The following is a 22,637-nucleotide window of genomic DNA, read 5'->3' as shown; positions in this document are numbered from 1 at the left end:
TCTTTAAAACCTATTGGTCGTATTCCACAAATGATTTGAATCATTCAACATGATTTTTTTGACAAATGAGCTCATAATGTAAAGCAACATTTAAGGTGCTAAGAATAACGTTCCTTTATCTAATGCAGTTTTCATCTAAACAACAGATTTAAAAAATCAGTTTCTTTGTAGCGACTTTAATTACAACTCCTAATATGAAGTTCGACTAAACTGTGACAAATTAAAATCTCTAGAATAATAGATGGTTTATGCTAAGACATGTATAGAAATACACCTTAAAACGTATTCGATAAATAAGAATAATTACTTGATATATAAAAGATGGTAAAAGTTCAAATCCTTAAGTCAGGAGTTTGTAATGAAAATACTGTCAACAAAGTAAACAGCCCTACTGATAAAATAAAAAGTGACTTCACCTTTCTCTAATTCCAATGCAATTCAGTTGATGGATAAAAGATCTAACCAGTCAACTTTCAAAGAAATATGTAATCATTTCTAAGGAAAAAAGGGACGTAGAGAAGGCTGATTTAAAACCGAACGGACCTTTCCTTATAGAAAAATTCAACAAACGAATACTATAAAAATGATATATGAGTACCCTGTAAAATACCATAGAGTATTTTGACTCTCATATTCAATAAGCATTTTCAATTTAAATTAAGAAATAAAGCTAAGACCATATTAGATAGAAGATTTTATATAACTGCAATTTTAAAATACGGTCACTTTATACCAGTAGGTTTTGATTTACCCTCATGATCCACATTTCATCTGTATAAGCATCGTTTAGCTTAGAGTAATAAGAGATCAAAGCTTTGGTCCAAGAATCATGTTTTTTAAGATATACGTATTTATAATTATTCTTTGGATTGGTAAAGTAACTAGCACTTAACCCAAAAGAATTTAACAGCGCTACAAACTTTTTTGCATTACTAGGGTTGGCAAATACATTTGCAATCAAGTAATAACTAGCGCCGCCACCCGCTAAAACATAAGGTTTTGAACCACCCTCTCTAGCCTCTACATTATCTTTAACCACCTCCTTTGAGGTAAGAACTTTAGCGTCATACTTAGATGACTTTTCTTTAATCTTATTGACATTATTTGCATAGGCCTCATTAGTATAGCGATTATCAACATTCATAATCCACATAGCACCATCATAGGCTCCGCTCATTTTAGAATCATGTGCAGCAACGGCTTCTTTAAAAGTTCCAAAACGTTGTAAGTACACATACTTTAACCCTGTATTTGGATTATCAATATAGTCAGCATCAATACCCTTAGCCCTTAGGTTTTTTATAAAGTTATTCATATACTGTCCCCCTTTGTACACATTGGCCACGATATAGTAACCATCTGTAACATCTGGCAAGTTCTTAAATCGTTGACTTTTTACTGCGTCTAGAGCTACTTCTGTAATAGTTGCAGCTGGTGTCATAGTAGTTCTCCTTTTATTGGCAGCTATTCCATCTTTTGGTTGTACTTGATTCTGATACCCACGATCAACGTAAGTTGTAGTTGATTTGGTAAATTCCTTTACCTCTTGTTTACTAGCATCAGAATTATTTTTTTCGTTTGAAACTGCCGCTACACTATTTTGATGTGTTGATTTTCTTGTTTGATTAGGTGCAACTGATTTCCTAGAACTACTTGGGTTATCATTAGAAATAATTTCTTGCTCACCAGAATTGCTGGCATTGTAGTTAGAAGCAATAGTAGAAATACTATTCTCATCGAGGAAAAGCTCTTTTGCTTTATCTTCTAAGTCTGGTCTTTCCCCGTTGGTTTCGTTACGTACCATACGCATTACCATTGCAAAACGTTTTTCTAAATCAGATTGACGAATAGCTTCCAACGAATCTTGACGAAACATTAATTCTTCAATAATTGCATCATTTTCTGCCAACTTCATTTTCAACTCTTCAATCTCTTCATTCGTGGCAATATTTTCAGGCTCCTCATTACTTTGTACCAAATCATCTTCGTAATCGTCTTCTAACATTACCCTATCTTCTGTAAGATTTGGAGAGAAGGAATAGGCTACTGATATTTCATGGGTAAGTCCGAAATTATCAAAATTATTTGATAATCCTTTTTCCATAGTATATCCAAGAGAAATTCGTTGGTTAAGATTGAAGCCTACACCAGCAGCTGCCCCATAGAAACTATCATACCCACCTTGGATCCATCCTAATTTTGGAAGGTCAAGAATTAAACTTCCTCCCAGGGTTACATCTTCTTCACCAACCTTTCTAACCCTGGCCAAAGGCATTAGCCTAGCTTGCTCAAAAACACCCTCTTTGTTTTCAAACTGATGGGTATATTGCAAGTGTGCAGAATATGTTTTATCCTTAAATTCAGTTACGGACTCACTATTTTTTAAGTTGTAATCAAAAAGGTTTTCAGCGAACATACCTACATCAAATTTTCCATATGAGAGATTGAAACCCGGCTGAAAAGATAGTAAGCTTTGATCTTGCAGACCTGCCAAAAACGGATCATCTTCAATAGTAGATGCTCTACCGTTATCAAATCCGCTTTGATAATAAGATACGTTGGCTCCAAAAGTAAAATTACTTTTGTCGTTCAACTTTATACCGTAGGCATAATTTGCAAGTACACCAAAGTTACTAAGGGTACCTTCTCTTTGAGAATATAGACTTAAACCAAGTCCGGTTCTGTCACTAATACGACCACTGTAGCTTAAGAAATAGTTTTGATTGTTATCATCAAATTGTACCGATTGGTTTCGGTGTAATAAATTGATATAGGATTTATCTTCCCTTACCGTTGAAAACGTTGGGTTGATTAAAAAACGGTTGTACTTCAATAAGTTCTGAGCAGGAACATCGTATGATACGAACGGACTTTCCTCTTGCCCACTAACTTTCATGATAGCAAACACAAATAACAATAGGTATAAAACACTTTTCTTTAGCATGGTGAGCTTAACGTATTACTGTGATAGTACCTTGTTTAAGGACTTCACTGGCACTCCTAATTTTATAATAGAATACCATATTTTGTTTGGTGAACGCCGTAGTTGATTGCGGCCAATTATTTTTATAATCAAATTCGTTAACAATCTCTTGACCTTGTTCATTGTATATAATTACATTAACATCTGCCTTATTGGAGTATGAATTAGGAATTACCCATTGATCGTTTATGCCATCTCCATTCACTGTAATAACATTAGGTACTTTAAAGGTGTCCAAATAAGTTACTTCAACCTGTCTAATGATTTCACAATTATCTATTGACGCAATTAAGGTATAGCTACCAGCGTCAGTAAGCGTAATGCTGTCGGCATTGCCTAATTCCACTCCATTGGCATCTACCCATCTATACGCCGTACCTCCACTTGCCGTAACGGTTCTTGTAGTACCTTCCGGCATCACCATTTCAGCACCTGGATCTAATGTAATTAAGTTCTCATCCAACGGACTTATAGTAATTTCATTGGAGATTAAAGGACAACCGTCTCTGTCTACTGCCAAAGTATAGGTTCCCGGTGTAGATATTGTTAATACCGCATCACTTGTATTAATTGTCTCACCATCTAATTGCCACTTGTAAGATGAAGTACTTAAATCAGCGGTAGTATTTAATGTTATGGTTTCGCCACCAGTACAAAATACAGTTCCAGTACTGGTTATGGTAACGATTTCACTTGTCAATAATTGAATTGGTAACATGTTTGAATTTGCATTGAAACCATTAACCGTAGCGCTTACCTCATAATCTCCATTTTCTAAATTGGATGCCAAACTTATACTACTAGCTGTTGCGCCACTAATAACTTCTCCATCCCTTTTCCATTGATAAGTAAAACCATCAACTAAAGCACTGGTAACATCTGTCTTGGTACCATCTGCAGCGACGGCATTAATTACATCTATACCAAGAACACTGCTGGTAGATTGGCAAGACGTATACGAATTGGTATAATCAATTGAAATTTCAAAAGAAGCAGGTGATACAACTGTTGTAGCATCAGAGTTTTTAGAGGATATAGCACATGTTCCGCCGGTTTGGGTTACTTCTGCGTAATATTCCCCCTCTTCAGAAATGGTAATTGAATTACTAGTCTCTCCGGATATTTCAATAGCATTTCTAAACCATTTATAGCTCGGCATATTTGCAGAAGAACTAACGGTCAACACTTGACTTTGGGTTGGTAATATTACCATATTGACATCATTTTCTACGGTAACCGTAAACAACTCTGCATTGGTAATGGTAACACTGGCTGATCTTTCATTACACATTCCGGTACCGGATATTTCAACGGCATAGTCACCTTCAAAGCCGACATTTGAAGCATCTACTGTATATGTAGTTGTGGTAGCTCCTGTAATGGCAACATCATCTTTAAACCATTGATAGTTCCAAGCGGGGTTTGTTTGGTCAATACTTAAAGTTTCATTATCTGTACTACACAATGCTGTTTTGCTTGGCGCGATGACAGCTATTCCAGTTCCAGAACCACCAATAGTAACATCTACCATATTAGAATCTGTATTACCAGATCCTGTACATCTAGGTCCATAATCAATATATGCATTGTACATACCAGATTGTGTTACGTTAATTGTATGACCGGTTTCACCAGTTAATTCTGTACCACTTCTAAACCAAATATACTGATAGGTTTCTGGATTGGTAACATTGTCAACTTGCAGGGTGATAGGACCTGTACTACAAACAGTTCCTGGAGGTACGCCATCACCCTTCTCACTAATATTAAGGTTAGAAGTAACATCCATATAATACATATTGTAAGCAGGAGATTCACTACCTATCTTTTCAGGATCTGTACTACGTACTCTCAGCTTATATCCATCTCCGCGCATATCCGTAGGTATGGCAAAACTGACATCAAAATCCTTTACATCATTTTTATCGGTAATGGTTTGTAATGTTTGCACATTATCAAAATTGCCACTGGCATCAGATAATTCAAGAATAAATTTGTTACCGGCATTAGCGGTACCAATCCAAGTAATATTGACAAAATATTCATTAAATCCAGAATTTCCTGCACACATTGCTGTCCACGGAGTACTTCCAGACAAATTTGGATTGTCTGCAGGTACTGGAGCATTGATTACAATTGCTTGCGCAGATAATTGAAAAGCGCAGAATAGCATGGATAGTGCTGTAAATACGGTAAGTTTCTTCAAGGTTTTCATAAGTATTTGTAGTTAAGGGGGCCACTACGGTTGAAAAGTCGGTTAATAAGTTTTTTACATTCCCAACATTTCTTAGACAAATATGTTATTAAACGGGACGAAAGGGAATTTTATGTTGTCGGAAGTAAGATTTCTGTTGTGAAACACATTTTATATAAGGTGATCTTTTTTTAAACCTACCAATTAAGGCAATTTTGCTACTTTTGTAGCTTGAAAAATAATGACATGAGCGAGACAACGAAGTCTTTGAATTTTATTGAACAAATTGTTGAAGAGGACTTGGTAAATGGTTATACCAAAGATGAATTACGTTTTCGTTTTCCTCCAGAACCAAATGGTTACCTTCATATTGGCCATGCGAGTTCTATTTGCTTAAACTTTGGTTTAGGTCTTAGGTATAACGCACCTGTAAATCTGAGGTTTGATGATACCAACCCAGCTAAAGAAGAGCAAGAATTTGTAGATGCCATAAAAAAGGATGTAGAATGGTTAGGTTTTAAGTGGGATACCGAACGGTATGCGTCTGATTATTTTCAGCAATTATATGATTGGGCCACTGAATTGATCAAACAAGGTAAGGCATATGTAGACAATCAATCTTCTGAGGCTATGGCCACCCAAAAAGGAACACCTACAACACCTGGAACCGATAGTCCAAATAGAAATAGATCAATAGAAGAGAATTTGGAGCTTTTCGAAAAAATGAAAAGCGGTGAATTTGAAGAAGGAACTCACGTACTAAGAGCCAAAATTGATATGGCTTCTTCTAATATGCTGATGAGGGACCCAATTATGTACCGTATTCTACATAAAGCACACCACAGAACAAATACCGATTGGTGTATTTATCCGATGTACGATTGGACACATGGTGAAAGTGATTATATAGAACAAGTATCCCATTCCTTCTGTACCTTAGAATTTGCTATGCACCGCGAGCTATATAACTGGTTTTTAGATCAGGTATATGAACCAACTAAAGTAAGACCTAAACAACGAGAGTTTGCCCGTAGAAACTTAAGTCATACCGTAGTTAGCAAACGAAAACTGGCACAATTAGTAGAAAAAGGTGTTGTTGATTCTTGGGACGATCCTAGAATGCCAACCATATCAGGTCTTAGAAGAAGAGGGTATACTCCAGAATCTATCCGTAATTTTACCGACACTATAGGTATAGCAAAAAGAGATAATTTAATAGATGTTTCTTTATTGGAGTTTCAAGTACGTGACCACCTAAATAAAGTTGCTCCAAGAGTTATGGGCGTATTAGATCCTTTGAAAGTAGTTATTACCAATTACCCAGAAGGTGAAGAAGAGTGGTTATATGCTGAGAATAACCCAGAAGATGAAAGTGCAGGTTCTAGAAAAGTTCCTTTCTCAAAAGAATTCTATATAGAAAGGGAAGATTTTAGAGAAGAAGCCAATAAGAAGTTCTTTAGGTTAAAACTAGGCAAAGAAGTTCGCTTAAAGAATGCATACATTATTAAAGCAGTATCTTGCACAAAGGATACTGAAGGGAATATTATAGAAGTACAATGTACGTATGACCCAAAAAGTAAAAGTGGTAGTGGAACCGAAGAAAGTTTGCGAAAAGTAAAAGGAACCTTACATTGGGTTTCCATAAAACATGCTGTTAAAGCAGAAGTTCGCTTATACGATCGTTTATTTACAGATGAAAGTCCAGACACACATAAGGACAAGGATTTTATGGAATTTATAAATCCAGCATCTTTAGAAGTAATTACCGGTTATGTTGAGCCTCATCTTAAAGAAGCCCAAGTTGGGGACCGCGTTCAATTTCAACGTATCGGATATTTCTGTGTTGACCCAGACACCACTACCGATAAATTAGTTTTTAACAGAACCGTAGGCTTACGGGATTCTTGGGCTAAAATTCAATAGAATAAACAGTATAAGTAATTCTTATTACTATAACCAACTTCATTAAGGTTTATTATAAAAATCCACTTGCAGACAAAGCGTTTACAAGTGGATTTTTTTATTTAGACCTATTGGTATTATTTATAATGAAAAACCTTTCTAGATTCTTTAAAATAAGAAATAGGTCATTCTGAAATTCTAAAAAGAACAAGACTAAGGATTAAAACAATTTATACACAAAAAATCCCGAAAACATAGGTTTCCAGGATTCATATAAAAGATAATAAGAAAGTAAAAAGGTTATTCCTTAATCTTAGGTTTATTGGTTTTCTTCATGCTTTCGCCAATCATATTACTAGCGGTAAAACTAGCTACCATATTATTTAGCATATCACTGCCAGCTTGCGGTGAATTAGGTAACAATATTAAGTTGGTGTTGGTCTCTTCACCAATACTTTGCAGCGTATCATAATGTTGTGTTACCACAATTAGGGCAGAAGCTTCTTGAGAATTAATACCAACCTTATTTAAGACTTCAACAGATTCTTCTAGACCACGAGCAATTTCCCTACGTTGATCAGCAATACCTTGTCCCTGTAATCTTTTGCTTTCTGCCTCAGCTTTTGCTTTTTCTACAATTAAAATACGAGCGGCATCACCTTCAAACTGCGCAGCTGTTTTTTGACGTTCAGAAGCATTAATACGGTTCATAGCTTCTTTTACCTGTGGATCAGGATCAATATCCGTTACCAAAGTCTTAATAATGTCAAAACCATAATCTAGCATGGCTTCTTGTAATTCTGATTTTACTGCAATTGCAATATCATCTTTCTTTACAAAGACATCATCCAACTTCATTTTGGGCACTTCTGCACGTACAACATCAAATACATAAGAAGTAATTTGCTCATGCGGATATTCTAATTTATAATAGGCATCATATACTTTTTCTCTAATAACGACATATTGCACAGATACTTTCAATTTTACGAATACGTCATCCAGCGTTTTTGTTTCAATAATTACATCTAATTGCTGAATTTTTAAACCTATTCTAGCGGCAATACGCTGCACAAATGGTATTTTAAATTGAATACCAGATTGTCTTACGCTAGTAAATTTCCCAAAAGTTTCTATTAAAACCGCTGTTTGCTGTTTTACAATAAATACACCCGATAGAATGGTGAAAATCACCAATAATACAACCGGAATCCAAATAAATGAGCCCATATTTTTTTCTTTTAAAATTAATATTTGAAGATAGTAAAAGCCTTCCTATTATTAGTAGGATGTATAACACATTTGTTACAAAACACTACCGTTAAAATGACTATTGCAACTTATTGACCACACAGAATTTTGTTTCCTACGATATGAAGATAGCCCAACACTCACATTTTCAATAAAGTTGTAGTAATTTAGATAATATCTTAATATATAAACTATGGTCACAGCAATACACCACAAACTAACTATTCGAAATGAATAAAATACACTATGGTACTATAAAAAATCCCACGGATTTAATAAAACAGATGCTCTTGATTACCCTGAGTATTTGAGGATAGAAAAAGATGGGGTAGGAATACATTTCTTTTAATCCAAAGCCCTTAAGCCAAAGGAAAATTACGGTCAAGTATATAGTAATACCAATGACATTAACACATTGTACCAATCGTTATTAAATGATGTTATGCACACAACCCTATACCAACATATCAATAATGACTTGGAGCAAAAAGAATATTCACTTTAAGAACCTGATAACTATCAGTTACCTTTGGAGAATCTTTCAACTCATAGCATTCTATGTAAAAGAAAAAAGGGAACTCCAACGAGTTCCCTTTTATATCATTATTCAATATATCTATTAGATATCAAAACGATCTAAGTTCATCACTTTGGTCCAAGTTCTCCCAAAATCACGAACAAATTTTTGTTTTGCGTCTTCTGTACCATAAACCTCCGCCAATGCACGTAATTCTGAATTAGAACCAAATATTAGATCAGCTCTAGTACCGGTCCATTTAACTGTCCCTGTTTTACGATCACTACCTTCAAATACCGTATCGCTATCAGAAGCTGCCTTCCATGTAGTACCCATATCAAGTAAATTGATAAAGAAATCATTGGTAAGTACTCCTGGTGTATTAGTAAACACTCCCTTGTCAGAACCGTCATAATTAGCACCAAGAACACGAAGACCTCCAATTAATACCGTCATTTCTGGAGCGGTAAGTGTCAACAGATTTGCCCTATCAATTAAAAGTTCTTCTGTATGCACAGATAATTTCTGTTTTGTATAATTTCTAAATCCGTCTGCAATTGGTTCCAAAGCTTCAAAAGATTCTATATCCGTTTTTTCCTGTGTAGCATCTGTACGACCTGCATTAAAAGCAATTGTAGTATCAAAACCAGCAAGCATAGCTGCATTTTCAACCGCGGCTGTACCGGCAAGAACCACTAAATCTGCAAAAGATACTTTTTTGTTTCCAGACTGGCTATCGTTGAAATCTTTCTGAATTTTTTCCAGCATTGAAGAAACTTTAGCCAATTGAGTTGGGTTGTTTACTTTCCAATCTTTTTGCGGTGCTAAACGAACACGACCACCATTGGCACCACCACGTTTATCTGACCCTCTATAAGTAGATGCAGAAGCCCAAGCTGTAGAAACTAATTCTGAAGTAGAAAGACCAGAAGACAAAATTGTTTTCTTTAAGGCTTCAATATCAGCAGCATCTATTAAATCAAAATCAACTGCTGGTACCGGATCTTGCCACAGTAATTCTTCTTTTGGAACTTCAGGACCTAAATAACGATCCACAGGACCCATATCTCTATGTGTTAATTTATACCATGCTTTTGCATAGGCATCCTTAAACTCATCTGGATTTTCTAAAAAGTTTCTAGAAATTTTTTCATATGCTGGATCTACACGTAAAGACATATCTGTAACCAACATAAATGGTTGATGCGTTTTACCAGGTATATGTGCATCTGGCATTTCACCGGCACCTGCATCTCCAACAGGCTTATACTGCCAAGCTCCAGCCGGACTTTTGGTTAATTCCCATTCAAAACCAAATAAATTTTCAAAGAAATAATGACTCCATTTTGTAGGTGTTTGAGTCCAAGCACCCTCTATTCCACTTGTAATTGTGTCAGCACCCGAACCAGTTCCATAGCTACTCTTCCAACCTAATCCTTGCTCGGTAATATCTGCCGCTGCAGGTTCAGCACTAACATAATCATCAGGACTAGCAGCACCATGGGTTTTACCGAATGTATGACCACCGGCAATTAGAGCAACAGTTTCATAATCATCCATAGCCATTCTTTTGAACGTCTGTCTAATATAATGAGCAGCTTCTAAAGGATCTGGGTTGGCGTTATGACCTTCCGGGTTTACGTAGATCAATCCCATATGGGCGGCACCAAGTGGATTTTCTAATTCATTACCATCTTCATCATATCGTTGTTTGTTACCTAACCATTCTGTTTCCGATCCCCAATAAATATCTTCTTCTGGTTGCCAAATATCTTCACGACCTCCGGCAAAACCGTACATAGGCAGGCCCATACTTTCGTGAGCAACGTTACCGGCGAGAATCAATAAATCTGCCCAGGAAATTTTCTTGCCATATTTCTGTTTTATAGGCCATAACAATAAACGGGCTTTATCTAAATTGGCATTGTCCGGCCAGCTATTCAAAGGAGCAAAACGTTGGTTACCCGCACTTGCACCACCTCTACCATCAGAAATACGGTATGTACCAGCACTATGCCAAGCCATACGTATAAAGAACGGACCGTAATGACCATAATCTGCAGGCCACCAATCTTGACTGTTTGTCATTAAATTACTCAGGTCATTTTTAATAGCTGCTAAATCTAAAGATTTAAACTCATCAGCATAATTAAAGTCGTCATCCATTGGATCTGCCATCTTAGAATGTAATCTCAGAATATTAAGATTCAACATATTGGGCCACCAATCTTTGTTTGTTGTTCCCCCTCCGGCAGCTTGATGCATTTCGCCATTTAAAAATGGACAATTAGCTGCATCGGATTCATTTACATCCCAAGCTTCCCCTTTTCCGTTAGTACTACTCATGATTATATAATTTTTAGTTGTTTCATATTTTCAAATGTAAATCTACACACATTAAATCTATCGTTTTTCACTTTACAATAGATAATTCTTATTGCGTAATATTGTACCGTTCTTACATACACGCTATAAAACTCCAATTAAATATACGGATTATAAAACCGGTGTTTAATTAAAATTGCAAATTTATATAAAGCAGATATTTCATAACCAGCCCATTACAAACATAAAATAAGCAAATAAAGAACTCTATGCGCAGTAAACCATAATACTACTCCTAAAAATCCTTTCTTCTTTTAACAGAATACCTATTTCCATAAAGTATAAATCTGCATATATTGCTTAGCTATAGCAATGGTATCAATGGCTAAAAATATTTCAAGAAAAAAACAAGCTAAAATCCTTAGAGTATTCAGGAAAGTACATAGAGCTACTGGTGCCGCCTTGTTTATTTTCTTCTTTATAATCTCTATTACCGGATTACTTTTAGGGTGGAAAAAGCATAGTGGGGGAGTCATTTTGTCTAAATCATATACCGGAACATCAACTGAACTACGAGATTGGTTGCCAATAGATAGTTTACACACGCTTGCCAACACCTACCTTTTGGAATCAATTTCTAAAGATTTGTCTACTGAAATAGACCGCATAGACATTAGAAAAGAGAAAGGCATGGTAAAATTTATATATGCTGATCATTTATGGGGATTGCAATTAGACGGTACTACAGGTAAATTACTTCATATAGAGCAAAGGTATTCTGACCTCATAGAACAACTACATGATGGTTCAATTTTAGATGACTATTTGGGCACTAGTAACAAACAGATCAAAGTTTTTTATACATCGATAATGGGCCTAGCGCTTTTACTTTTTACAATTACCGGCTTTTGGTTATGGTATGGTCCCAAGCGTATGCGAAGAAATAATACAAACGCATAAAAATTAGGGTTAGCTTTGAGGTCTAAATAAGGCGCAATTATTATGGCAGACCAAAAGAAAAAAGAAGGTTTAGAGAAACCAACTTTACACACAAGAAATAAACATACCGGCCGTTACGATCTAAAGGCATTAAAGTTAGTAAATACAGATTTGAAGCCTTTTGTGGCAAAGAATAAATACGGAAATCTAACTATAGATTTCTTTAATCCAGTAGCTGTGAAAGCACTGAACAAAGCCATTTTAATTTCTCAATATGATTTAGATTACTGGGATATACCAGATGGTTTTTTATGTCCGCCAATACCAGGTAGGGCAGACTATATTCACCATATTGCAGACATTTTAGCTGTAAGTAATAGTGGTAATTTGGTCAAAGGACATCAGATGAAATGCCTGGATATTGGTGTTGGTGCAAATTGTGTGTATCCAATTATTGGTCATAGTTCTTACGGATGGTCGTTTATTGGTTCTGATATAGACCCGAAAGCAATTGAAATTGCACAAAAAATAGTGACTTCAAACCCTTCACTTCACGGTAAAGTAGAATGTAGGCATCAACCGAAACCCGAGCATATTTTTTCTGGAATTATAGATACTGATGAAAAGATCGATTTGACTATTTGTAATCCGCCATTTCACGCAACACAAGCTGAAGCTGAAGCAGGGACACTTAGAAAATTAAGCAACCTCAAGAAAAAAAGGGTGAAGAAACCTGAGTTAAATTTTAGCGGACAAGGTGGAGAACTTTGGACGGATGGTGGCGAAAAACGATTTGTACTTAATATGATCAACGAAAGTGCCCAATTTTCTAAAAATTGCGCTTGGTTTTCAACCCTAGTTTCTAAACAATCAAACCTAAGGGCTTTTTATGACCGATTGGAAAAAGTGGGTGTAGTGGAGCACAAAACCACACCAATGGGTCAGGGCAATAAGATGAGCAGAATTATTGCTTGGACATTTTTATCGGCCACAGAAATGAAATCTTGGGCAGAAGATAGATGGAACAACGAATAAAATTTAGCCTCGGACCTTTTTTAACTATCAAATAAGGTATTTTAAGCAGTTCTCTTTGGTAAATTGACCCGAAGGGTCTAATTTTTTTTGAAAATTCAGTAAATACGCTAAAATGGCAGGAGAAACCGATTTAAATATACTTTTAAGGAGTTTAAAACCTAGTTTGAACGAAGGGAATTATGTTTTTATATCTGTGAAGGATTTTCAGCATATTTCTAGGGACACTATCTTATTCGAGTTCAAAGAAAAAGAAGGTATCACAATTATCTTAGAACAAGCAAAAGCCGATGAATTAAATTTTAAATATGAATTTGTTGCATCTTGGATTACACTTACCGTTCATTCTGCACTAAATGCTGTTGGTTTGACAGCCGCTGTTTCTACAGAATTGACAAGTTATAATATCAGTTGTAATGTAGTTGCGGCTTTTTATCATGACCATATTTTTATAGCGACCAAAGACACCAAAAAAGCTATGGAAGTTTTGAGTAAATTTTCAGGAAAATAAACACTGCTTCATTTTCCTGAAATTCTATTTTATCCTAATTTGTTTAAGGCTGTTTCTATTCTAGTAATACTTTCTTCTTTACCGATCATTGCCATAATATCAAAAATATGGGGACCTTTCATATCACCTACTAAGAATAGGCGTAAAGGTGGCATCACTTTTCCAAAAGACAATTCTTTTTCTCCAATCCATGCTTTTACTATGGTTTCCGCATTTTCTGAAGAAAAATCATCTATAGGTTTTAACACAGAAATAAGCTCGTTCATGATTGAAGCAGTAGCTTCTTTCCATTGCTTTTTGGCTGCTTTGGCATTATATTCTGTAGGTGCCACAAAGAAGTAATCGCTCAAATTCCAAAAATCAGAAACAAAGACTGCGCGTTCTTTTATAAGCGCAACTACTTTGGTAACATACTCTAGATTCAATTTGTCATCATCAGAAGTATGCTCCTCTACTGTTGGTAAGAATAACTTAGCTAGTTCAGCATCAGCCGTTTCTTGAAGATAATGCTGATTGTACCATTTGGTTTTTTCTGGATCAAACCGCGCTCCAGATTTATTTACACGGTCCAAACTAAACGTTTCTACCAATTCATCTAATGAAAATAATTCTTGTTCCGTACCAGGATTCCATCCTAATAACGCCAAGAAATTTATTACCGCCTCAGGAAAATATCCAGATTCTTTATACCCAATAGACTCATTCCAAGAAAGTGGAAAAACTGGAAAGCCCATTTTTTCGCCATCACGCTTACTCAACTTTCCTTTACCTACGGGCTTCATAATTAAAGGTAAATGCGCAAATTCTGGAGCATTCCATCCAAAGGCATCATACAATTGTTTGTGCAAGGCCATAGAAGGCAACCATTCTTCACCTCTAATTACATGACTAATTTCCATTAAGTGGTCATCAACAATATTTGCCAAATGATAGGTTGGCATACCATCGCTTTTAAATAATACCTTATCGTCTAAAACATTGGTATCAATTTTAATAGATCCACGTATTAAATCATTTAAATGTAAGGTTTCGTCCGGTGGAGAAAGAAAACGAATGACATAGTCATCACCATTATCTAATTTAGCTTTTACCTCTTCTGGCATTAAAGACAACGAGTTATCTAGCTTTAATCTATTGTGCCAATTGTAAATAAAGGTTTTTCCTTGTTGCTCATGATCTTTTCTATGGCCGTCTAGACTTTCAGAAGTATCAAAAGCGTAATATGCATGACCACTTTCAATTAAATCATCGGCATATTTTTTATATAAAGATTTACGCTCGCTCTGTCTATATGGACCAAAACCACCGTCTTTATTAATACCCTCGTCAAAAGGAATTCCGCACCAATTTAAAGAATCTATAATATACTGTTCAGCACCTTCAACATACCTATTCTGGTCAGTATCTTCTATTCTAAGAATAAAATCGCCGCCATGTTTTTTAGCGAACAAATAATTAAATAGGGCAGTGCGAACACCTCCAATATGTAATGGTCCTGTAGGACTAGGAGCAAAACGAACACGAACTTTCTTTGTCATGCCACAAAGGTATAAAAAACACCTTTAGCCATATATCTACAGCGGATTATAAATTTATTGAAATATAACATCGTATAAAATTTCCCATACATACCTAACCTTCAAGAACCTAGTTCTCATTAAGATTAGTATAAAATTCTATTTCCCAAAAAAACAAGCAAATACACTTGTTGAGAAGCAAAAAACAAAAGCATTTTTTAAATAAAAAAAAAGTATAAGAATACTATTTAAGTGACGTTAATGAAAAACCTTAAATCAAGAAAAATGAAAAATAATTTAAAATTCCTTTACGTATTTTTAATGGTATTAATTACCGATGTAGCTCAGATTCTACAGACGATTCTATACCTGAAGTAGAAAACATTCCCGAGGAAATTACGCTGTCAACTTTTGAAATTGAGTTCCAGGAAATTTCACAAACAAGTGCTAAAATTATGTGGAGTGAAGTTACGGCTTCCAAGGAAAGTACGGTTGCCTACAGTGTATTTTTAAATGAGGAACTTATAGCTGAAAACCTTACAGAATTAGAATTTACTGTTAATGAATTAGAGATGAATACTACCTACGCAGTAAAAGTTAGTGCATCTACAGAAGAAGCAGAAGAGCGTATTAATTCTTCTGAGTTTCATACATTAGGAACAGCGCCATCTGCTTTTCCAATTTCATATGAACAAATTACATGTGACGTAGTTGGTATTAACTGGCAAACACCTACTGTTGAAGATGGATCTGATTATTATTACAAAATTTTTATAAATGGGGAATACCATGAGACCTACGGTTCTTACACAACAGAAACTACAAGTTTTACCATGGTAGTTACTGAAGGAGAGGAACACACAATTAAAGTTGTAGCCATTAGTGATAGTGGGGCAGAAACAGAAGAAGAAATTACAATTTCGGACATAACTGCAACATCAGCTACCATAAGATGGACGCCTTCTACATCTGCAGACGGTAATACCGTTTTATACTTGTTAACAATTAACGGTGTAGATTATCCTTCTGAAAACCGTTTTAGATATGGTACCACAAAATATATAACTGATCTTGAAAGGGATACCGACTATGAAGTGGTAGTAACCGCAAGAACCCTAAATACCTTTAAAACTAAACAATCAACAGCTTCTTTCACCACCACCAACACTTATCCTGTACACCCAACTATAACGGTAACAGCGGCAAAATTAATTACTCCAGAAAGTCAGTACTTCCCGGGACAATTAAACGTTACTTTCTCAGAAGAATTAGCCAATTTTGAAATTAACAAATGGGTTGCTGTAGATTTTGAAATAGGCAATTATAGTACTTATACTTCGGCACTATCCAGTAGTGTACTTAGTAATGAAAATTACAACGCATTAGCAGCTGATAAAACAGGTTATATTCTTATAGAGGTTGACGGAGTAGTATATCAATTAAACTATGAGATTACATTAGAAACAAATTAAAAAAGAGTAAAAATTAAAATTCACTTAAGGGTGAAATCTGTAAATAATATGCAGATTTCACCCTTTACTTTTTTAAATAAATGAAGTAATAGCCTATAGTATTCACCTCATTTATTAGATGTTAAGAGATCCTTTTAACAGATAATTCCTACCAACCCGTCTTTTTAACCGTTATCTTGGTATAAAAAAGAAAAATTGCAAGACTATCAACACATATTACAGCGGTTAAATCAATTTATTCAAAAACACTATTCTCAAGTTCTACTAAAAGGTATATTATTATTTTTTGCCTTCGGATTATTGTTTTTCTTAGTAATACTAAGTGTAGAATTTTTCCTTTGGATGGACACCACAGGAAGAATGGTCCTTTTTAGTATTTTTATCTTGGTAGAGCTCTTTCTGCTTTTTAGATATATTTTAACTCCCATATTCTATTTACTACAACTAAAAAAAGGCATAGGAAAAAAAGATGCTGCCCACATGATTGGCAAACATTTTCCTGAAGTAGGAGATAAGCTCATTAACTTATTGGACTTAGCTAATGATACCGAAAAATCTGAACTTTTACTGGCAAGTATTCATCAGCGATCAAAACAGTTAGATCCCATTCCCTTTTTAAATGCCATAAATTTAAAAGATGCCTTCAAAAATATAAAGTATGCGATCATACCGTTATTAATAATTGGAGGATTATATATTTCTGGAAATTGGAATACCTTTTTTGGAAGCTATGAACGTGTCGTTAATTATAAATTGGCCTATGAAAAACCGGCACCTTTCCAATTTAAAATATTGTCAAACCATTTAAACACCTTACAAGATCAACCATTTACCATACAAGTAGCCACTACAGGTAACATAAAACCAGAAAATGTCTACATTGAGATAGATGGTAAACCAATTTTATTGCAAGAAAATAGTGGATTGTATGAATATACATTTGTACCACCAATTAAAACCACACGTTTTAAATTCTCTGCAAACGAAGTAAAATCAAGGGAATACACCTTAGTAGCCTTAGTAACCCCTTCAATAATAGATTTTACCATGAATCTAACCTACCCTAGCTACTTAAAAAAAAGTAATGAAACCATAAAAAGTACAGGGAATGCCGTAATACCAGAAGGAACTAAAGTTACTTGGAACATAAAAGGAGAACATACAGATAAGATAAATATTATAAGTGAGGATACCATTTTGTCTTTTCTTAAAGAAAATAACAACTTTACATTAGAAAAGCGGATTTATAAAGATTTCAATTATCAATTAACGACTACAAATAAAAATGTTGAAGATTATGAAAAGTTGACTTATGATTTCAAGGTCATAAAAGACGCATATCCTACTATAAAAGTAAACCAAGTTCTTGATAGCCTACATCCAAATGTTTCTTATTACACCGGTAGCGCCACAGATGATTATGGACTTACAAAAATTGATATTGTATATTTTGAAGTAGAGAACGAAAACGCCAAAACAAAAGTCTCACTTGTAAAACCTACCTCTAGTTACCAACAGTTTTATTACACTTTTCCGTCTGGCTTAGAACTGGAAGAAGGTAAAAATTATGGCTTCTATTTTGGGGTAACAGACAACGATGCCGTACATAATGGTAAGACTGTAAAAAGTCAAATATACCAACAAGTATTACTAGATAACAATCAACTTAAAAATAAGGATTTAGAATCGCAACAATCTCTAATAAAAGACTTAGATAAATCTTTAGAAAAAGCAAAAGAACAAAAGCAATCTTTAGAAGAAATAAATAAGAGTCAGAAAGAAAAAAACCGTCTAAATTTTAATGACAAATATCAAATAAAAGATTATCTAAAAAAGCAAAAACAGCAAGAACAACTCATGCAAAAGTTCAGTAAAGAACTTAAAGAAAATCTAAGTAAAGAAAATAAAGATGACAAATTAAACCAATTGTTACAAGAGCGTCTAAAGCGGCAAGAAGAACAAGCGCAAAAAAACCAACAACTCCTTGAAGAACTTAACAAAGTAGCTGATAAAATTAAAAAAGAAGAGCTTACTAAAAAACTTGAAGAATTGGGGAAAAAGCAGCAAAACAGCCAACGTAATTTAGAGCAGTTATTAGAATTAACCAAACGGTATTATGTTACAGAAAAAGCATCTCAACTTGCAAGAGATTTAGAAGAATTAGCTAAGCAACAAGAAGAACTTTCTAAACAAACTAATGAAGAAAATACCGCGGAAAAGCAAGGAGAATTAAATAAAAAATTCAATGAACTTTCTAAAGAGATAGATGCTCTAAAAATGGACAATGAAAAGCTTAAAAAACCAATTGATTTAAACATTGAAGAAAACAAAAAACAGGGGATAAAAGAAGATCAAAAAGAAGCACTACAACAACTTCAAAAACATGGCTCTCAAGAGCAAAATAAACCAACTAGTTCTGATGCCAATAAGAAGCAAAAATCAGCAGCTGATAAAATGAAAGAAATGAGTGAGCAACTTGGTAAATCTTCAGCTGGTGGTGGGGGTGGTTCTTCTGTTGCCGAGGATGCAGAAATGCTAAGACAAATTTTAGATAATCTTATCATCTTCTCCTTTAAACAAGAAACATTATACGATAGGCTAAGCTCAAGAGAAGACCAAGATGCTAGTCAATATTCTGAAACGGTGCGCGACCAAAACGAACTAAAAGGATTATTTGAACATGTTGATGATAGTCTCTTTGCACTATCACTAAGGCAAGCAGAACTCTCAGAATTTGTGAACGAACAGATTACTGAGGTGTATTATAATATAGATAAATCTTTAGAAACAATGGCGGACGGACAAATGTTTCAAGGAATTTCTCATCAAAAATATGTTTTGACCGCTGCAAACAGCCTTGCAGATTTTCTTGCCAAGGTTATGGACAATATGAATGAGAGTATGCAAATGGGAGAAGGATCCGGACAAAGTGAAGGTGGTTTTCAATTACCGGATATCATTAAAGGGCAACAAAAACTTGGTGAGAAAATGGGACAACAAGGCAAATCTGGTGAAGAAGGAAAAAGTGGTGAAGGTGGAAAACAAAGCGAAAATGGAAAGCAAGGTTCTAATGGAAAATCTGGAGAAAACGGTAGCGAAGGAGAAAATGGTCAGAGTGGAAAGAACGGAAAAAATGGCAAAAACGGCGATAGTGGTGAAGGAGGAGAAAACGGAAATGGAAATGGAAAAAGTGGATCCAATGAAAATGGCTCACAGGGAGATAGACAAATGAGCGAAACAGAACTAAAAGAAATTTATGAAATCTACCAAAGCCAACAAAAAATTCGCCATGAGCTAGAAAAGCAACTAGAAAACATGATCAATAGCGGAGATCAACAATTGGGTAAAAAACTAATTAGACAGATGGAGGATTTTGAGAATGATTTATTGGAAAACGGAATAACCCAACGTACCATCAACAAAGCCAACACAATACAGTACGAATTATTGAAGCTAGAAGACGCTGCATTAAAGCAAGGAGAGAAATCTGAGCGAGAAAGTAATAGAAATACCAAAGACTTCACAAATCCTATTACTACTAAACCCTCATTATTAGAGAATTATCATAATGAAGTAGAAATTTTAAATAGGCAAAGCTTACCTTTGCGGCAAAATTTTCAAACAAAGGTTAAAGAGTACTTTAAAGCAAATGATTAATTACAACTACCTAACAGATTTTAAGATAGTAGAAGAAACACATTTTGATTCATGGATTATAAATTCTTGCAAAACCGAAGGTTTTTCAGTTCAAGAATTAAACTACATTTTCTGCGATGATCAATACTTGCTTAAAATAAATCAAGATTATTTACAACATGATTATTTAACGGACATTATAACCTTTGATTATGTATCTGGTAAAAATGTATCTGGAGATTTATACATTTCTATAGATCGTGTAAAAGAAAACGCAGAAGATTTTAATGTCTCTTTTGAAAATGAATTAAAGCGTGTAATGGTTCATGGTGTTTTACACTTAATGGGCTATTCGGATAAATCGGATACAGCTACTGCCGAAATGCGCGCTAAAGAAGAAGAAAAAATACAGCTGTTCCACGTGGAACAATAGAAGATATGTTTGGAGAAGAATATGATGTAATTGTAGTTGGCGGAGGACACGCCGGTGCAGAAGCGGCAGCAGCAGCTGCAAACTTGGGTTCAAAAACCCTTTTGGTAACCATGAATTTGCAAAACATTGGTCAAATGTCATGCAACCCAGCAATGGGTGGTATTGCAAAAGGACAAATTGTTAGAGAAATAGATGCCCTTGGTGGATACAGCGGAATTGTTTCTGACAAATCTGCTATTCAATTTAAGATGTTGAATAAATCTAAAGGTCCTGCAATGTGGAGTCCAAGAACCCAAAACGATAGAATGCGCTTTGCAGAAGAGTGGCGATTAATGTTAGAACGCACTCCCAATGTAGATTTTTACCAAGAAATGGTCTCAGGTTTACTTATAGAAAACCATAAAATTGTTGGTGTAAAAACCTCTTTAGGTATAGCTATAAAATCTAAAGCTGTTGTTTTGACCAACGGCACTTTCTTAAATGGATTGATACACATTGGAGAAAAACAATTTGGTGGAGGTAGGGCAGGAGAAAAAGCTGCCACAGGAATTACCGAACAACTTGTTGAATTAGGATTTGAAAGCGGTAGAATGAAAACCGGAACTCCACCAAGAGTAGACGGCAGATCATTAGATTATTCAAAAATGATAGTACAACCTGGTGATGCCATCCCCGAGAAATTTTCATACACCAATACAAAACCCTTAGCACATCAACGTAATTGTTACATGACCCATACGAGTGCACAAGTTCATGATTTGTTGCGTGAAGGTTTTGAAAGATCACCCATGTTCAACGGTAGAATTAAAAGTTTAGGACCAAGATACTGCCCGTCTATTGAAGATAAAATAAACAGGTTTGCAGATAAAGACAGTCACCAAATGTTTATTGAACCAGAAGGATGGGAAACTGTAGAAGTTTATGTAAACGGATTTTCTACCTCCTTACCAGAGGATGTTCAATTTAAAGCACTACGCTCCGTAGTAGGTTTTGAAAAAGTAAAATTCTTTAGACCAGGTTATGCTATAGAGTATGATTACTTTCCACCAACACAATTGAAACATACTTTAGAAACCAAGCTAGTTGAAAATTTATATTTTGCAGGACAGATAAATGGAACCACGGGATATGAAGAAGCAGCATCCCAAGGTTTAATGGCTGGTATTAATGCACACCTAAAATTAAATGAAGAAAACCCATTAATTTTAAAAAGGGACGAAGCCTATATTGGTGTATTAATAGATGACCTAATTACAAAAGGAACTGAAGAACCTTATAGAATGTTTACATCACGTGCAGAATATAGAACCTTGCTAAGACAAGATAATGCAGATTTAAGATTAACTCCTTTAAGTCATTCCATAGGTTTTGCCACCGACGCTAGAATGAAAAGAATGGAAGAAAAACTAGAACAATCTGAAGCACTTGTTAATTTCTTTAGAGAAACTAGTGTATTACCAAAAGATATTAATCCAATTTTTGAAAGCATTAATTCTTCTCTAGTAAAACAATCAGATAAAATGTACAAAGCTTTTTCAAGACCTAATGTTACTATGGATCATATGCTACAATTAGATGATGTTTCTACTTTTGTAAAAGAAAATAATTTTGACCCTGAAATCTTAGAACAAGCAGAAGTAAAGATAAAATACTCTGGTTATATAGCGAAAGAAAAATTAAATGCTGATAAACTTCATAGATTGGAAGCGGTAAAGATTCCAGAAAATTTTGATTATTCTAAACTGAAATCACTTTCTTATGAGGCAAGAGAAAAAATGACAAAGATTCAACCCGTTACCATTTCTCAAGCATCAAGAATTAGCGGAGTTACACCAAGTGATATCAGCGTACTTTTAGTTTATCTTGGAAGGTAGGGTAAATTGTTCCACGTGGAACAATAGAAATTTTTTTTCTTAAATAACATT

13 protein-coding genes are annotated in these 22,637 nt (G+C 34.9%); 8 read left to right on the top strand and 5 right to left on the bottom strand.

Annotated features, from left to right (window positions below):
- Positions 1-727: 727 nt before the first annotated feature.
- Both BW936_RS02220 and BW936_RS02215 read right to left on the bottom strand, forming a co-directional pair.
- A complete protein-coding gene (locus tag BW936_RS02220; RefSeq protein ID WP_076546687.1) occupies positions 728-2,944 on the bottom strand; it encodes a PorP/SprF family type IX secretion system membrane protein in 2,217 nt (738 codons plus the stop codon).
- A gap of 7 nt (positions 2,945-2,951) precedes the next feature.
- Positions 2,952-5,198, bottom strand: a complete 2,247-nt coding sequence (locus BW936_RS02215; protein ID WP_084181957.1) for a T9SS type B sorting domain-containing protein — start codon at positions 5,196-5,198, stop codon at positions 2,952-2,954.
- 225 nt (positions 5,199-5,423) lie between these two features.
- Here BW936_RS02215 and BW936_RS02210 point away from each other — a divergent pair, with 225 nt between their 5' ends.
- A complete protein-coding gene (locus BW936_RS02210) occupies positions 5,424-7,100 on the top strand; it encodes a glutamine--tRNA ligase/YqeY domain fusion protein (RefSeq protein ID WP_076546686.1) in 1,677 nt (558 codons plus the stop codon).
- Positions 7,101-7,379: 279 nt separating this feature from the next.
- On the opposite strand, the gene BW936_RS02205 is transcribed toward BW936_RS02210, so the two are convergent.
- The gene (locus tag BW936_RS02205; RefSeq protein WP_076546685.1) at positions 7,380-8,309 is read right to left on the bottom strand and encodes an SPFH domain-containing protein; all 930 of its coding nucleotides are present in this window, start codon (positions 8,307-8,309) and stop codon (positions 7,380-7,382) included.
- A 640-nt stretch (positions 8,310-8,949) separates the two neighbouring features.
- The gene (katG, locus tag BW936_RS02195) at positions 8,950-11,193 is read right to left on the bottom strand and encodes a catalase/peroxidase HPI (RefSeq protein ID WP_076546684.1); all 2,244 of its coding nucleotides are present in this window, start codon (positions 11,191-11,193) and stop codon (positions 8,950-8,952) included.
- 360 nt (positions 11,194-11,553) lie between these two features.
- Between katG and BW936_RS02190 the strand changes: the two genes are divergently transcribed.
- The 3 genes from BW936_RS02190 to BW936_RS02180 all read left to right on the top strand — a co-directional run bounded on the left by BW936_RS02190 (position 11,554) and on the right by BW936_RS02180 (position 13,654).
- Positions 11,554-12,132: a PepSY domain-containing protein gene (locus tag BW936_RS02190; protein ID WP_076546683.1), complete on the top strand. Its 579-nt coding sequence runs from the start codon at positions 11,554-11,556 to the stop codon at positions 12,130-12,132.
- Between the two features lie 42 nt (positions 12,133-12,174).
- Positions 12,175-13,146, top strand: a complete 972-nt coding sequence (gene rlmF, locus BW936_RS02185; protein ID WP_076546682.1) for a 23S rRNA (adenine(1618)-N(6))-methyltransferase RlmF — start codon at positions 12,175-12,177, stop codon at positions 13,144-13,146.
- Between the two features lie 112 nt (positions 13,147-13,258).
- Positions 13,259-13,654: an ACT domain-containing protein gene (locus BW936_RS02180; RefSeq protein ID WP_076546681.1), complete on the top strand. Its 396-nt coding sequence runs from the start codon at positions 13,259-13,261 to the stop codon at positions 13,652-13,654.
- 29 nt (positions 13,655-13,683) lie between these two features.
- Here BW936_RS02180 and gltX read toward each other — a convergent pair whose 3' ends face one another.
- Positions 13,684-15,192: a glutamate--tRNA ligase gene (gene gltX, locus BW936_RS02175; RefSeq protein WP_076546680.1), complete on the bottom strand. Its 1,509-nt coding sequence runs from the start codon at positions 15,190-15,192 to the stop codon at positions 13,684-13,686.
- 434 nt (positions 15,193-15,626) lie between these two features.
- Here gltX and BW936_RS02170 point away from each other — a divergent pair, with 434 nt between their 5' ends.
- The 4 genes from BW936_RS02170 (at position 15,627) to mnmG (ending at position 22,586) form a co-directional block, all read left to right on the top strand.
- A complete protein-coding gene (locus tag BW936_RS02170) occupies positions 15,627-16,643 on the top strand; it encodes a fibronectin type III domain-containing protein (RefSeq protein ID WP_076546679.1) in 1,017 nt (338 codons plus the stop codon).
- A gap of 195 nt (positions 16,644-16,838) precedes the next feature.
- On the top strand, positions 16,839-20,300 hold the full coding sequence (locus tag BW936_RS02165; RefSeq protein WP_076546678.1) for a DUF4175 family protein: 3,462 nt from the start codon (positions 16,839-16,841) through the stop codon (positions 20,298-20,300).
- A complete protein-coding gene (gene ybeY, locus BW936_RS02160) occupies positions 20,293-20,712 on the top strand; it encodes an rRNA maturation RNase YbeY (protein ID WP_076546677.1) in 420 nt (139 codons plus the stop codon). Before BW936_RS02165 ends, ybeY begins: the two co-directional genes overlap by 8 nt.
- Before the next feature lie 5 nt (positions 20,713-20,717).
- On the top strand, positions 20,718-22,586 hold the full coding sequence (gene mnmG / locus BW936_RS02155; RefSeq protein ID WP_076546676.1) for a tRNA uridine-5-carboxymethylaminomethyl(34) synthesis enzyme MnmG: 1,869 nt from the start codon (positions 20,718-20,720) through the stop codon (positions 22,584-22,586).
- Positions 22,587-22,637 lie beyond the last annotated feature (51 nt).

This window comes from Maribacter ulvicola, assembly GCF_900155985.1.
Classification (GTDB): Bacteria; Bacteroidota; Bacteroidia; order Flavobacteriales; family Flavobacteriaceae; genus Maribacter; species Maribacter ulvicola.
Note: the sequence above shows the minus strand (reverse complement) of the source record. Positions and strands in the feature narration are given on the sequence as shown.

Excerpts from the sequence above, each read along its gene's own strand:
- rlmF (WP_076546682.1), top strand. The coding sequence starts at position 12,175 with ATGGCAGACCAAAAGAAAAAAGAAGGTTTAGAGAAACCAACTTTACAC.
- BW936_RS02215 (WP_084181957.1), bottom strand. The coding sequence starts at position 5,198 with ATGAAAACCTTGAAGAAACTTACCGTATTTACAGCACTATCCATGCTA.
- ybeY (WP_076546677.1), top strand. The coding sequence starts at position 20,293 with ATGATTAATTACAACTACCTAACAGATTTTAAGATAGTAGAAGAAACA.
- mnmG (WP_076546676.1), top strand. The coding sequence starts at position 20,718 with ATGTTTGGAGAAGAATATGATGTAATTGTAGTTGGCGGAGGACACGCC.
- BW936_RS02220 (WP_076546687.1), bottom strand. The coding sequence starts at position 2,944 with ATGCTAAAGAAAAGTGTTTTATACCTATTGTTATTTGTGTTTGCTATC.
- BW936_RS02190 (WP_076546683.1), top strand. The coding sequence starts at position 11,554 with ATGGCTAAAAATATTTCAAGAAAAAAACAAGCTAAAATCCTTAGAGTA.
- BW936_RS02180 (WP_076546681.1), top strand. The coding sequence starts at position 13,259 with ATGGCAGGAGAAACCGATTTAAATATACTTTTAAGGAGTTTAAAACCT.
- katG (WP_076546684.1), bottom strand. The coding sequence starts at position 11,193 with ATGAGTAGTACTAACGGAAAAGGGGAAGCTTGGGATGTAAATGAATCC.
- BW936_RS02205 (WP_076546685.1), bottom strand. The coding sequence starts at position 8,309 with ATGGGCTCATTTATTTGGATTCCGGTTGTATTATTGGTGATTTTCACC.
- BW936_RS02210 (WP_076546686.1), top strand. The coding sequence starts at position 5,424 with ATGAGCGAGACAACGAAGTCTTTGAATTTTATTGAACAAATTGTTGAA.
- gltX (WP_076546680.1), bottom strand. The coding sequence starts at position 15,192 with ATGACAAAGAAAGTTCGTGTTCGTTTTGCTCCTAGTCCTACAGGACCA.
- BW936_RS02170 (WP_076546679.1), top strand. The coding sequence starts at position 15,627 with ATGTGGAGTGAAGTTACGGCTTCCAAGGAAAGTACGGTTGCCTACAGT.